The organism is Novosphingobium umbonatum (assembly GCF_004005905.1).
Lineage (GTDB): Bacteria > Pseudomonadota > Alphaproteobacteria > Sphingomonadales > Sphingomonadaceae > Novosphingobium > Novosphingobium umbonatum.
Genome location: NZ_SACO01000002.1, coordinates 132,922 through 146,461 on the forward strand (window position 1 = coordinate 132,922; position 13,540 = coordinate 146,461).

Genomic DNA, 13,540 nt, shown 5'->3' on the forward strand with positions numbered 1-13,540 from the left:
TGGGGCAGCAAGTGGTGGAACTATCCGCACAGTGGGGAATAAGCCTTGGCTAGCGCGCCGACAGGAGCGCAACCCTGTGCGAGGCCGCGTGGCAAAGCATCAGCCCTTGCGCATTTTCGCATATTTCCGGCGTTTTCGAGGGCAAAAACACCGATGCCGCCAGCGCATGGCGCCAGCGGCATGAAGGTAAAACAGTCTGTCGCGCGATAGAATCGCCTAGGCGCCCTTGCGTCGACTCCGATCGAGAAAGCGTTTCAGGTCCCCGCCAAACAGCGCCGGATTCTCCCACATGGGGAAATGGCCAAGCGTGGGATATTCGGTGAATTCCACCTTGGCATGGGGGAAGCGGCCCTTGCTGCTTTCCGCGCTCTGGCTGATCACCGTGTCATAGGTGCACCATTGCAACAGCAGAGGCACACGCACCGCATCGGCCTGCCGCTGGATCAGATCGGTGGCGAACAGGGGCACATTGCTGGCAATATAGGCCGCCTGCCTTTCCCACGCGCCGGGCAGATTGTCCGCGTCAAAGATCGAATCCACCATCCAGTCGGCAGGTTCGAATGTGGGCGGCGTAGTGTCCTTCAACACTTCGCGGAAAAAGGCGTGGCTGCGCCATTGCGGGGTCTTGGCCTTCTGCTCGGCGATCAGGGCCAGCATGCGCTCGCCAATCTTGCGGGTCTGGCTGGGACGTTCCAGCGGCACGATGGACAAGGCCATGGCCGTAACATGCCCCTGATAGGCGCGGTTATATTCCAGCGCCACATTGGCCCCGTTGCTGGTGGCCACCAGAGCAAAGCGACCATGGCCCAGCTTCTGCATCAAGCCGTCCATCAATTGCGCCGCGCGGGCGGTGGAATAGCCTTTGGCATCCGGCCCTGTCAGCCCATAGGGCGACCAGTCGAACCGCACGACGCGATAGGATTTGGCGAGGATAGGCGCCACCAGATCCCATTCATGCAGATTGACGATGGAGCCATGCAGCAGGACCACCACCGGCGCGCCCTTGCGCCCTTCCTCGCGCACATGGATGTCCACCCCATCCACCTGCACAAAACGCGAGGGCGCGACGGCCCAGCGCGCCTTGGCGGCGGCGTAATCTGTGTGCTGGTTGGGCACTTCGGGCCCCATGGCCATGGCGGGCGCGGCAATCGCCAGCAATCCCGCGACCAAAGCCTTCGCGATCATGCCACCATATCCGCAGGCACCAAAGGCAGGCCCATGGTTTCGCGCAGGGTCGTGCCCGGATAATACTTGCGCAAGGCGCCCGCCGCTTGCAGGATCGGCACCACTTCCTCGACAAAGATCTCCAGCTCGCCGGGCATATAGGCCGGTTGCAGGGTAAAGCCGTCGCAGGCCCCTGCCTCGATCCAGCGCAGCATCATATCGGCCAGTTGCGAGGGCGAGCCACGGAACACATTATGCCCGCGCGGCGTCCGCAAATAGCCTGCGGCAAAGCGGCCCAAAGGCACGCGGCCAGCTACCGGCTTTTCCAGCGCCCGCGCCACATCGGCGCGCGGCAGGATGGTGGCTTCCAGAATGGCATCTACGGGGATCGGCCCCGCCGGATCATAGGCGGTCAGATCGCAACAGAGCGATTCCGAGAGATATTCCATCGCCAAAGCCTCATCGGCCAGATCGAGCAGAGCCTCGTCCTTGGCAATGGCGGCGGCTTCATTTTCGGCCAGAATGAAAGACAGGCCCGGCATGATCCGCACCGCATCGGGGTTGCGGCCAGCCTTGGCAACACGCTCGCGCATATCTTTGCGGAAGGCAATGCCCTCTTCCATCGTGGGGGCGGAGCAGAAGATCGCCTCGGCCACTTGGGCGGCGAAATCGCGCCCGTCAGCCGACTGGCCCGCCTGCACGAACACGGGGCGCAACTGGGGCGAACCGCCCAGCTTGGCATTCAGCCCGCGCCACACTTCCTGCGCCTGTGCCACCGTGTCGGCGGCCATTTTGTAGCGCAGGCTCTTTTCAGGCAGATTATCATCGCCGAAATTGGGGGCCGTGTCGGGATGGGCGGTGGTTACGATGTTCCAGCCCGCACGCCCGCCGCTCATGCGGTCCATCGTGCTGAAACGCTCGGCCAAACCTTCGGGCGTCCAATAGGTGGTGGAAAGCGTGTTGACGAGGCCGACGTGGTTGGTGACCGAGGCGATAGCCGAAAGCAGCGCCATCGGGTCCAGCGTGGGCATGGCCAGCCTTTCGGGCGTACGCCCGCCTGCCCCGCGCGACTGCAACTGGTCGCCGAAGACAATCGCGTCAAACCGGCCCTTTTCCACCAGAGCGCCCACCTTGGCATAATAATCCATGGTGAACACGCCCGCAGGATCGGCATTGGGGTGGCGCCAGCCGCTGGGATAATGGCCGATGCCCTGCAAAAAGGCCCAGAGATGGATGGGGCGGGACATCAGGCGTTCTCCTCTTGGGCAGTTTTGGGGGCCAATACGGCAGGCAGGGGGCAGCCAAGCCTTTCGCGCAGAGTGCCCGATGCAAGGCGTTCACCGGCCAGCGCGCCAAAGCGCTGCGCCATCTGCGCCAGTTCGGGCAAGGGCTGGGCCAGATCGCAATGCAGCCCGTCGATCAGGCCGCTGGCAAATTGCTCGCCAAGCTTTGCCGGATCGGCGGACAAGGTATCGCGGCGCAGGCCCTTGGTGGCCGCAGGGCAAGCCTGCCCTTCGCGCACAATGGCCACATCCACGCCCTGCACCGCAAAGGGGCTGTCTGCATCGGCCACCAGCAGGGGATGGCCTTGCTTGGGCCGCATGGCATTGACCGGCCCGCGCGTGCGGTAATGGGTGCCGACATAGTGGCTGGCCCGCACCTTGCTGCTGTCCAGATAATGGCCGCTGGCCTTGTCGATGATCAGGCAATCCTCGTCCCAGCCATCCCACAGGGCGCGGGTGGCGCGCACCATATCGGCCACCTGTTCGGCAGGCCCACCTTGCGCCACGGGGCACCAGCCCAGCATCCCGCCCGACAGATAATCCACCGCCGACAGAGCGCGGGCGGTATGGAACGGATGGGCGATGCGGGTGGAGACCAAAGGCACAATGCCCAGCCCTCCGGCACGCGGCGCGGCCCATGCGGCCATCACTTGCGGGTCCAGCGTCAGATTGGCGGTCTGGCCGATCAACAGCAGGTCAAGCCCCGCATCCTGCGCGGCGGTGATCACCCTTGCGGCAAAGGCAGGGTCGGCCATGGCGGAGGCCGCCACGGATGCAGAAAGAATAAAGCGTCTGGTCATACGACAATCACCGGTTCGTGGGTGCTATGGATCTGCCGACAACCGTCGGCGGTGATGAGAACAAGGTCTTCGCAATGGGCCGATCCGCCGATGCCGCTATCCAGCACAGGGCAATCGACCGAGATAATCATGCCTTCGCGCAGGGCGATGTTGGGCTTGCGCCAGAAGCCACCGGCATCCTCGCCCGGCTCGTCCGTATGGGCCAGCCCGCAGGAATGCGGGCCAAAGCCGATCATCACATCATAGCCACCCTTGTGCAGCGCCTGCTGCCCGATGGCGGTGATATCGGCAAAGGTAACGCCCGGCTTCAAAGCCTCGCGCACGGATTGCCATGCGAAAGCGGCAGCCTCTGCGGCGCGGGCGGCGGCGCGCGTGGGTTCGCCCACAAAGACAGTGCGGGCAAAATCGCCATGGTAATTCTGGAAATGGCTCACCGCGTCCAGAAACAGCGCCTGACCATCGGCAATGCGATGCGGGCTGGCTTCGGAGGAGGAGCGGTCGACATTCAAAAACACCGCCGTATTGCCACGCGCGGCCGCCTCGGCGCGGAACAGGGCGTGCAACTCGCGGTAGCTGGCCCCTGCCCGCACCGCATGGCCCACGGCGGACAGGGCATCAACATTGGCCTGCGCCGCCCGCGCCATCAAATCCTGCTCCAGCGGCGATTTGATCAGGCGGATCTCGCGCAGGGCATTGTCCGCGGCCAAAGATTCACCTGTAAAACCATGCCGCGCCAGCACACCCGCCAGCAAAGGATCATCCCAACCGATGCGCGTGGCATGGAGATCATCGCCCCACACGCCCAGCTCCTGCAAAGCGCCCACCAGCGCGCCGCCCGCATTGCGCCACGCCGCGCGGGTTTGCAAAGCCTTGGCGCTGGTGGCAAAACGATGCTGCTCCATGGTGGACAGCGGCGCCGCGCCCTTGTCGGGGCAGAGCGGAAAATCGCCATTGCGGCCCAGATCGCCCGTATCGGCCAAGTCATCGTAAAGAAATGCATCTCTTGGCCCGCGCCCGTCGGCATAGGTGTAGAAATGCAGGAAACGGCTAGTCACCAGCACCGGCCGGTCGGGCTGGCGCGCGGTAAGGATGGCGAAAGTGCCCGCAGGTTGGCCCATACGGGTGCGGGCGATCTGCGGCCAATGGCCCAAAGTGTGGAACACATTGACCGGCTGTGCGATCACGATGGCATCCAGCCCCCAGCGCTCCATCACAGCGGCGGCCTCGCCAACATGATAGGGGCCAGCCTCGTTCAGCCGGTCGAGCAGGTCATCATCGCAAAGGGAGGGAAGGCGGTTCATGCCTGCAAGTTTGAACATGGCATAAAGGCCACGCCTTGGGGCAAAGCGTAAACTATCCGCCTGCTGGATAGGCAAATCATGCCCAGTCTCCGCAAACGCACGAGGGTTAGCCTGCCTTCCATGATCCAGATCAAGAATCCCCCCGTCACCCGCGAATTTGTCACTCTGGACGAAGGGCAACTGCATCTGCGCCGCCTGCCGGGAGGCGATGGCGTGCCGCTGGTGCTGCTCCATGCCTCGCCCGCCTCCAGCTGGTTCATGCAGGGGATGATGCTGGCGCTGCGCAAGGCAGGCCATGGCGCGACCATTCTGGCCCCCGACACTCTGGGCAATGGCGACAGCGCCGCCCCCGCGCCCGACCATCCCGACATTGCCTATTTCGCTGGCTCTATGGCGCGAATGCTGGATGCGTTGGGGATCGAAAAGATCGATGTTTACGGCACCCATACCGGCGCGCGCATCGCCTGCGAATTTGCCGCTGCCTATCCTGAACGCTGCCGCCGTCTGGTGCTGGATGGCATCACCGAATATGATGATGCCATGCGCGAGGCGGTGGTGTCCAACTATGCCCCCAAGGTAGAGCCGGATGCCTATGGCCGCCATTTGATCTGGGCCTTCAATTTCTGCCGCGATCAGGCGCTGTTCTTCCCCCATTTCATGCAGGATGCCCAGCACCGCTTGAGCGTGCCTATGCCGCCGCCCGAAATCCTGCACCGGATTACACTCGATGTGCTGAAAGCCATGGACACTTATTCCAAACCCTATATCGCCGCGTTTGAATATCGCGCCTTTGAACGGATGGGGCTGGTGCAGGCGCCGACCTTGTTGCTCAAGCCGGAAAGCGAGCTGGCCCTGCTCAATGCCTCGGTCGCCCGCGCGCTGGAAATCCTGCCCGATGCGCGCGAACTGGCCCTGCCCCCCGGTGAAGCCATCAAGGCCGAGTCCATCGCCCGCTTCCTTGCCGGAGAAAACGCATGACCGCCGCCCGTCTGCCGATCAAGACCTGCCTTGGCTTTGGCATTGGCACGGTAGGCATGTCGATCATGCTCAATGCCGTCACCTCCTATTACCCCGCCTTCATGTCCACCGTCTTGGGCCAATCGCCCGAAGTGGCGGGCTATCTGATGATGGGGGCCAAGCTGTATGATGCGGTGGCCGATGTCATCATCGGTTCGATGAGCGACAAAAGCCGCAGCCGCTGGGGCCGCCGCCGCCCCTTCATGCTGGCAGGCGCGCTGCTCTCGGCGATCAGCTTCCTGATGCTTTTCGCGCCCCCCGCGCTCAGCCAGAGCGCCCTGATCGCCTATATGATCGCGGCACAGGTGATCTATTCCACCGCCTATTCGCTGTTTGCCGTGCCCTATATGGCGCTGCCCGCCGAATTGACCGCAGGCTTTGGCGAGCGCACCCGCCTGCTCTCTTTCCGCACGGTGTTTGTGTCGATCGGGCAAATGCTCGCCACGGCGGGCACGGCGGCAATTGTCAAAGCGGGCGGCGCAGGCGCTTCTGCCTATGCCACGATGGGGCTGGTCATGGCGCTGGTGATCTTTGGCGCGATGACGGCGACCGTCCTGTCGGTCCCCACCACCCATGGCGAGGAACGCAAGGAAGGCGATGCCCCTGCCCTGTCGCTGGCGCGCCAGATCGCGTTGATGGGCCGCAACCGGCCCTATCGCCTGCTGCTGGGGGCCAAAGTGTTCCAGTTTCTGGCCTTTGCCAGCATGGGTTCGACCGGCCTGCTGTTCATGCTCAATGTGCTGGGGCTGGGCTATGACGGCCAGATCCTGCTGACGGCGGTGCAGAATATCGCCACGGCGCTTTCCATGCCGCTATGGGTGCGCACCGGCGCCAGCATGGGCAAGCGCAAGACCTATCTGATCGGCGTTTTCCTTTTCTGCGCCACCGCGCTCAGCTGGCTGCTCGTCGGCCATGGGGTCAGCACGGCAGGCATCGTGCTGCGCGGCATTGGTTCCGGCTTTGGTTCGGGCGCGCTGATCCTGATGTCGATCTCGATGCTGGGCGACACGATGGTCTATGACCGCGCCATCACCGGCATGGCGCGCGAAGGGCTACTGTCCTCCACCGTAGCCGTGGTGGAAAAGGCCAGCTTTGCGCTGGGCGTGGCGGTGCTGGGCATTTTCCTGCGCATGGCCCATTACATTCCCACCACCGGCGGCAAATTGGTGGCCCAGCCCGACAGCGCGGTGCTGGCGTTGTCCATGGGCTATACGGCAATTCCCGCCGCCATGTTCATCGCCAATGGCGTGTTCCTCTGGCTCTATGATCTGGACGAGGCCAAGCTGGCGCAAGCCCAAGCGGCGTAACGAAAAGGGCGCGGGAAGCTGACTGCCTCCCGCGCCCTTTCTGCGTTAAACCTTGGCGATCACACCACGGCGCAAACGGTCTTCCATTCCAGATAATTGTCCATCGCCTGCTTGCCAGAGTCGCGGCCCCAGCCCGAGGCCTTTACCCCGCCAATGGCCAGGCTGGCATCATACATCGCATGGCAATTGATCCACACCGTGCCGGCATGAACATCGCTGGAGATACGATGCGCGTGAGAGAGGCTCTCGGTCCAGACGCTGGCGGCAAGGCCATATTCGCTGGAATTGGCGGCGGCGACCACTTCCTCCACATCATCATAGGCCTGCGCCACCAAAACGGGGCCAAACACTTCCTCGCGCACGATTTCGAAATCGGGCTTTACGTCCACCACCACCGTCGGCGTGATGAAAGTGCCCGCCTCGCCAGTGCGTTCCCCACCGGCCAGCATGGTCGCACCCTGCGCCTTGGCGCGTTGCAGGAAACCTTCCACCCTTTCGGCATGGCGCAAAGACACCACCGGCCCCATCTGCGTATCGGGCAGCAGGCCATGCCCCAGCTTGATCGACTTGGCATAATTGGCCACGCCTTCGACCACCTGATCATGGATCGAACGGTGCACATAAAGACGGCTGCCCGCGATGCAGACCTGCCCCGCGTTGAAGAAAATGGCATTGGCCACGCCCGGGATCGCCAGATCGAGATCCGCATCGGGCAGCACGATCGAGGGCGACTTGCCGCCCAGTTCCAACGTCACACGCTTGAAATTGCTCTTTGCCGCATCCAGAATCGCGCGGCCCGTAACGGTCGATCCGGTAAAGGCCACCTTGTTGACCTGAGGATGATTGGCCAGCACCGCGCCCGTCTCGCTACCCAGACCCGTCACCACATTGAGCACACCGGCAGGCAGGCCCGCCTCCGCCATCAATTCGGCCAGACGCAGCGCGGTGAGCGAAGTATCCTCGGCAGGTTTCAACACGATGGTGCAACCGGCGGCCAAGGCAGGGGCCAGCTTCATCGCGGTCAGCACCAAAGGCGAGTTCCACGGCACAATCGCCGCCACCACGCCAACGGGTTCGCGCAGGGTCCAGCTGCGCATCTGCTTGCCAGCGGGCTGATAATTGATCGAGCTTTCGATCGTATTGCCCTCGATGGTCATGGCCTGCCCCGCAAAGAAGCGGAACTGGTTGATGGCACCGGGGATCTCCGCCCAACGGCCAACATAGAGCGGCTTGCCCTGATCGAGCGATTCCAGCTCGGCCAACTCGTCAATATGCGCCTCGATCAGATCGGCAATCTTCCAGAGGATGCGCGAACGTTCCACCGGCACCGTCGCCCGCCAAACAGGAAAAGCCGCGCGGGCCGCCGCCACCGCATCATCCACATCCGCCGCGCTGGCCATGGGGATTTCGGCCGTTTGCTTGCCCGTGGCCGGGTCCAGCGTGGGCAAGGTGCGCCCGCCTTCCGCATGGCGCCACTGGCCACCCACAAACAGGCCCTCGCCCGCCCCGCGCCGCGCCAGAAACGCCTTGTTTTCCGCCATCAATTGATCGAGTTCGAAAGCCACTGAGCCACACTCCTCTATTTACCGCCACATGGCCTTGAACCGGCGCTTTTGACCACGTCTGGCCAACGAAAAATCGCAGGGCGGATAGAACGGGCGGCGCAATCCCATGGATACGCCAAACAGCTAAGCAGAGCCTATCAGCACTTGCATAATGATAACGTTTTCATAGACTGATTTCCACCCGTGGCGCATCCCGCGCCATGCGTTGCAATTCCAACATCCGGGGACACCATGAGCTATCGATTGGGTGTAGACGTAGGGGGCACTTTCACCGACCTCCTCCTTTTCGACCAGAGCAGCGGCAATTTCTGGCGCCACAAGACGCCCTCGACGCCCCACGACAGCTCGGAAGGCATTCTGAACGGCGTGGGCGCCATTTGCGAAAAGGCGGGCATCAGCCCGGCTGACGTGGAATTCTTCCTGCATGGCACCACGGTCGCCACCAATGCGGTGCTGGAAGGCAAGGGCGCGCGCGTGGGCCTGATCACCAGCGAGGGCTATCGTCAGGTGATGCAGATCGCCCGCTCCTTTGTGCCCGGCGGTCTGGCTGGCTGGATCGTATGGCCCAAGCCCGAGCCTTTGGCCGCGCTGCAGGACACGTTCGAAGTGGCCGGTCGCATGGACGCACAGGGCAACGAAGTCTCGCCCATCGACGAGGCGCAGATCCGCTCGGTGCTGGAAGGTCTGCGCGACTCCGGCGTGCAGGCGCTGACCATCAGCCTGATCAACGCCTATCTCAATGGCGCCCATGAAAAGCGCATTGGCGAACTGGCGGCGGAAATCATGCCCGATGTTCCCCTGTCGCTCAGCCATGAAGTGCTGCCCGAAATGCAGGAATACGAACGCACCCTGACCACGGTGGCCAATGCCAGCGTGCGTCCGGTGATGCGCCGCTATATCCGCAACCTGCGCGACAAGCTGCGCGGTGCGGGCATGGCTGGCTCGCTCAGCCTGCTGCGTTCGGATGGCGGCTTGATGTCGTCCGAAAAGTCGGAAGAGCAGCCCGTTTCGCTGCTGATGTCCGGCCCCGCAGGCGGCGTGACCGGGGCGATCTGGGTGGGCCGCAATGCGGGCATCAAGAATATCCTGACGCTGGACGTGGGCGGCACCTCGACCGACGTGGCGCTGATCGAAAACCTCGAAGCGCGCCGCCAGCGTGATACCGAAGTGGGCCATTTGAAGGTCCGCGCCTCGGCTCTGGACGTGAAGACCGTGGGCGCCGGTGGCGGCTCGATCGCCTATGTGCCCGAACTGACCAAGGCCCTGCGCGTTGGTCCGCAATCGGCAGGCGCGGTGCCCGGCCCCGTGGCCTATCAAAAGGGCGGCACGCTGCCCACCGTGACCGACGCCAATGTGGTGCTGGGCTATCTGCCCGAAAACCTGCTGGGCGGCACGTTCCAACTGGACCGCGAAGGCGCGAAAAAGGCGGTGCAGACCATCGCCGATGCTTTGGGCATTGGCCTGATGGAAGCGGCCCGCGGCATCATCGACATTGTGAACGAGAATATGTTCGGCGCGCTCCGCATGATCTCGGTGCAGCAGGGCTATGACCCGCGCGACTTTGCCCTGATGGGCTTTGGCGGCGCTGGCCCGCTCCATGTCAATGCTGTGGCGCGTCTGACGGGTTCGTGGCCTGCCATCTCGCCGGTTTCGCCGGGCGTACTTTGCGCTCTGGGCGATGCGACCACCCGCATGCGCACCGAAACCGCCCGCAGCTTCAGCCAGCGCGTGATCGACACCAATGAAGAAGCGGTGATCGCCATTCTGGAAGAAATGACCCTCCAGACCCGCGCCGAACTGCTGGCCGAAGGCATCAACGAGGCCGACATCACCAGCCAGTTCGAGCTGGACGTGCGCTATGAAGGTCAGGCCTTTGAAGTGCCGCTCTCGATCGACCCCGAAACCCTGCGTCGCGATGGTCTGAAGGCCGTGACCGACCGTTTCGATGCCGAGCATCTGCGTCTGTTCACCTTCAACATGGAAAGCCCGCACGAGCTGGTCAACCTGCGCGCCGTGGCCATGGGCCCTGCGCTGGAACTGCCCGCTCCGCCGCTGGCCGACAGCGATGGCGATGTGACCCGCGCCAAGATCCGCGACCATGAACTCTGGGCCGATGGCGCCATGGTTCCTGCCGTGATCTATGACCGTTCCAAGCTGCTCAACGGCGACGTGATCCCCGGCCCTGCCATCGTGGTGGAAATGGATTCGACCACGCTGATCGAAGCGGGCTGCGTCGGCACGGTCGACCATGTCGGCAACATCCTCATCAATCTCGCCTGATAGGGAGCAAAACCCATGACCGCACAGATCATTCAGGCCAACGAGGCCCCGTTCAACCCCGTCAGCGTCGATCCCGTCACGCTGGACATTATTGAAAACGCCCTGCGCAATGCCCGTATCGAAATGGACGCCACTTTGGTGCGCACCGCCATGTCGCCGGGCATCCGCGAACAGGGCGACGCCTTCCCGCTGATCGCCGACTACAAGGGTCGCATGATCGTGGGCCAGTTCGGCTCTTATATCGGCCCCTTCCTTGAAGGCTACGCCGGTACGGTCGAAGAAGGCGACATGATCTTCCTGTCCGACCCCTATTCGGTCGGCGGGGCGATCTCGCACTGCAACGACTGGCTGGTGCTGCTGCCCGTGTTCAAGGACGGCCGCCTGATCGCCTATACCTCGATGTTCGGCCACCAGAGCGACATTGGCGGCAAGGTGCCCGGCTCGATGCCGATTGATGCCACCAGCATCTTTCAGGAAGGCGTGCGCATTCCGCCGGTGAAGATCTACAAGAATGGCCTCTATAACGAAGACCTCGTCAAGCTGGTGATGCACCAGAGCCGCACGCCCGAATGGTGCACGGCCGACCTTAACGCCCTGATCGCTTCGTGCCGCGTGGCCGCCCGCCGCGTGGAGGAAATGGCCGAGCGTTTTGGCGACGATGTTTTCGTGGCCGCCACCGACCTGTTGCTGGAGCGCAATTATCGCGCGATGCAGCACCTGATCAACACCTCGATCGGCGAGGAAAAGGTCAGCTTTGAAGACTACATCTGCGATGATGGCATGGGCTATGGCCCGTATAAGATCAAATGCACGATGTGGCGCGAAAACGGTCAGGTCATTCTGGACTTTGACGGCACCGATCCGCAGAGCCAAGCCTCGATCAACTTCCTGCTGAACGAGAACATGATGAAGATGTTCTTCGGCATCTACATGATCATGGTCTTCGATCCGCAGATCTTGTTCAACGATGGCTACTATCCGCTGATCGAGGTCCGCATCCCCGAAGGCTCGCTGCTCAAGCCCAAGTTCCCCGCCGCTTTGTCGGGCCGCACCCATGCTCTGGGTCGCCTGTTCGACATTCTGGGCGGTCTGCTGGGTCAGAAGACGCCGGAATTCCTGAACGCCGCTGGCTTCTCCTCCTCGCCCCACCTGTTCTATGCTGGTACGGACAAGAATGGTAAGTGGTTCCAGCTGTTCCAGATCGGCTTTGGCGGTATTCCGGGCCGTCCGATGGGCGATGGTCCCGATGGTCACTCGCTGTGGCCGGGCTTCACCAATGTCCCCAACGAATTCCTCGAACGCTATTTCCCGCTGCGGATCGAGCGTTATGAAACCGTGGCCGACAGCGGCGGCGCTGGCCTGCATCGCGGCGGCAATGGCATCAACATGGTCTATCGCTTCCTTGAGGACGGCGTGATCGCCATTCACGACGACCGCTGGTTCGTTCCGCCATGGGGCGTGAACGGTGGTGAACCGGGCATGCGCGCCAAGAAGATCCTGGTGAAGAATGACGGCACCGAAATCGTGCTGCCCAGCAAGATCGAGGACTATAAGGTGGAAGCGGGCGAACAGCTCCAATTCATCACCTGGGGCGGCGGCGGCTGGGGCGACCCGCTGGAACGCGACCCCGCGCTGCTGGTGAAGGAACTGGAACAGGGTCTGGTCACCGTGGCGGGCGCTCTGCGCTATGGCGTGGTGCTGGTCGATGGCGCGGTTGACGCCGAAGCCACCGAAAAGCTCCGCGCTGAAATGCGCGAAAAGCGCGGCCCCATCAGCACGTTCAACTTTGGCCCCGATATTGAAACGCTGCGGGCCAATTGTCTGGCCGAAACGGGGCTTCCCGCTCCCAAGGCGCCCAAATGGGCTGTGCCTCTGGCCGAAGCAGCCGAATAAACAACCTACTGGCCCCGAAGGCATTAACCGCCTTCGGGGCCAATCTATCTTGCAGGACAATCCATCATGGCTAACCCTATTTTCCGCCAAAAGCTGGAAAGCGGCAAATTCTTCGTCGTGCCCGGCATTCAGGACATGATCACCGCGGCCATCGCCAACAAGGTCGGCTTTGATCTGGTCTATGGCACCGGCTATTGGCTGACTGCCAGCGCATGGGGCCTGCCCGATGCGGGCATCGCCACCTATACCGAAATGCTCAACCGCATGAGCACGCTGGTGCGCACCAGCAACAGCGCGGTGATTGCCGATGGCGATACCGGCTATGGCGGCTTGCTCAACGTGCATCATACCGTGAAGGGCTATGAGGCCGCAGGCGTTACCGCGATCCAGCTGGAAGATCAGGAATTCCCCAAAAAGTGCGGCCACACGCCGGGCCGCCGCTGCGTTCCGATCGAAGACATGGTCGACAAGATCAAGGTGGCGGTCGAAGCGCGCGAATCCGACGATTTCCTGATCCTTGCCCGCACCGACGCCCGCCAGAGCGAGGGCTTTGACAGTGTGATGCGCCGCATGGAAGCCTATTCCAAGGCTGGCGCCCATGTGCTCTTCCCCGAAGCGCTGGAAAGCGAAGAGGAAATGGCCAAGGCTTGCGCCAATCTCGACAAGCCCGTGATGGCCAATATGGCCAATGGCGGATCGACCCCGATCCCCAATGCCAGCGTGCTGGAAGAGATCGGCTATGCCTATGCCATCTATCCCTCGCTCACCTCGCTGGTGGCGGCCACGGCCATGGAAAAATGCCTGCGTGACCTGAAAGACCACGGAATCGGCGAACCGGAAGGCATTTTCAACTTCAAGGAATTCTGCGGCCTGATCGGTTTTCAGGAAGTGTGGGATTTCGACAAGAAATGGGCAAAGTAAGGGAGGCCC

General features: G+C 62.7%; 10 protein-coding genes. 5 read left to right on the forward strand and 5 right to left on the reverse strand.

Annotated elements, in window-relative coordinates; translation table 11 throughout:
• Positions 1–216 precede the first annotated feature (216 nt).
• From EOE18_RS02975 to EOE18_RS02990, 4 genes are read right to left on the reverse strand one after another with little or no spacing between them, the layout of a single operon-like run.
• On the reverse strand, positions 217–1,185 hold the full coding sequence (locus EOE18_RS02975; RefSeq protein WP_127706088.1) for an alpha/beta fold hydrolase: 969 nt from the start codon (positions 1,183–1,185) through the stop codon (positions 217–219).
• On the reverse strand, positions 1,182–2,411 hold the full coding sequence (locus tag EOE18_RS02980) for an LLM class flavin-dependent oxidoreductase (RefSeq protein WP_246027232.1): 1,230 nt from the start codon (positions 2,409–2,411) through the stop codon (positions 1,182–1,184). The genes EOE18_RS02975 and EOE18_RS02980 overlap by 4 nt, the downstream gene beginning before the upstream one ends.
• Entirely contained in the window at positions 2,411–3,202 is a 792-nt protein-coding gene (locus tag EOE18_RS02985) for an LLM class flavin-dependent oxidoreductase (protein ID WP_246027233.1), read from the reverse strand. The genes EOE18_RS02980 and EOE18_RS02985 overlap by 1 nt, the downstream gene beginning before the upstream one ends.
• 41 nt (positions 3,203–3,243) lie before the next feature.
• Positions 3,244–4,566, reverse strand: coding sequence for a M24 family metallopeptidase (locus tag EOE18_RS02990; protein ID WP_246027234.1), 1,323 nt, complete (start codon positions 4,564–4,566; stop codon positions 3,244–3,246).
• A 102-nt stretch (positions 4,567–4,668) separates the two neighbouring features.
• Between EOE18_RS02990 and EOE18_RS02995 the strand changes: the two genes are divergently transcribed.
• Entirely contained in the window at positions 4,669–5,526 is an 858-nt protein-coding gene (locus EOE18_RS02995) for an alpha/beta fold hydrolase (protein WP_127706093.1), read from the forward strand.
• On the forward strand, positions 5,523–6,872 hold the full coding sequence (locus tag EOE18_RS03000; RefSeq protein WP_127706095.1) for an MFS transporter: 1,350 nt from the start codon (positions 5,523–5,525) through the stop codon (positions 6,870–6,872). The genes EOE18_RS02995 and EOE18_RS03000 overlap by 4 nt, the downstream gene beginning before the upstream one ends.
• Positions 6,873–6,931: 59 nt before the next feature.
• Here the strand turns inward: EOE18_RS03000 and EOE18_RS03005 are convergent, their stop codons facing one another.
• Positions 6,932–8,413 carry an aldehyde dehydrogenase family protein gene (locus EOE18_RS03005; protein ID WP_127706619.1) on the reverse strand — a complete coding sequence of 494 codons (1,482 nt, stop codon included), beginning with the start codon at positions 8,411–8,413 and terminating at the stop codon, positions 6,932–6,934.
• A gap of 255 nt (positions 8,414–8,668) precedes the next feature.
• On the opposite strand from EOE18_RS03005, the gene EOE18_RS03010 reads away from it, so the two are divergent.
• From EOE18_RS03010 to EOE18_RS03020, 3 genes are all read left to right on the forward strand, one after another.
• A complete protein-coding gene (locus EOE18_RS03010; protein ID WP_127706097.1) occupies positions 8,669–10,717 on the forward strand; it encodes a hydantoinase/oxoprolinase family protein in 2,049 nt (682 codons plus the stop codon).
• 15 nt (positions 10,718–10,732) lie between these two features.
• Positions 10,733–12,610 (forward strand): hydantoinase B/oxoprolinase family protein, encoded by a 1,878-nt coding sequence (locus EOE18_RS03015; RefSeq protein ID WP_127706099.1) that lies wholly within the window; start codon positions 10,733–10,735, stop codon positions 12,608–12,610.
• Between the two features lie 66 nt (positions 12,611–12,676).
• On the forward strand, positions 12,677–13,531 hold the full coding sequence (locus EOE18_RS03020) for an isocitrate lyase/PEP mutase family protein (protein ID WP_127706101.1): 855 nt from the start codon (positions 12,677–12,679) through the stop codon (positions 13,529–13,531).
• Positions 13,532–13,540: the final 9 nt, after the last annotated feature.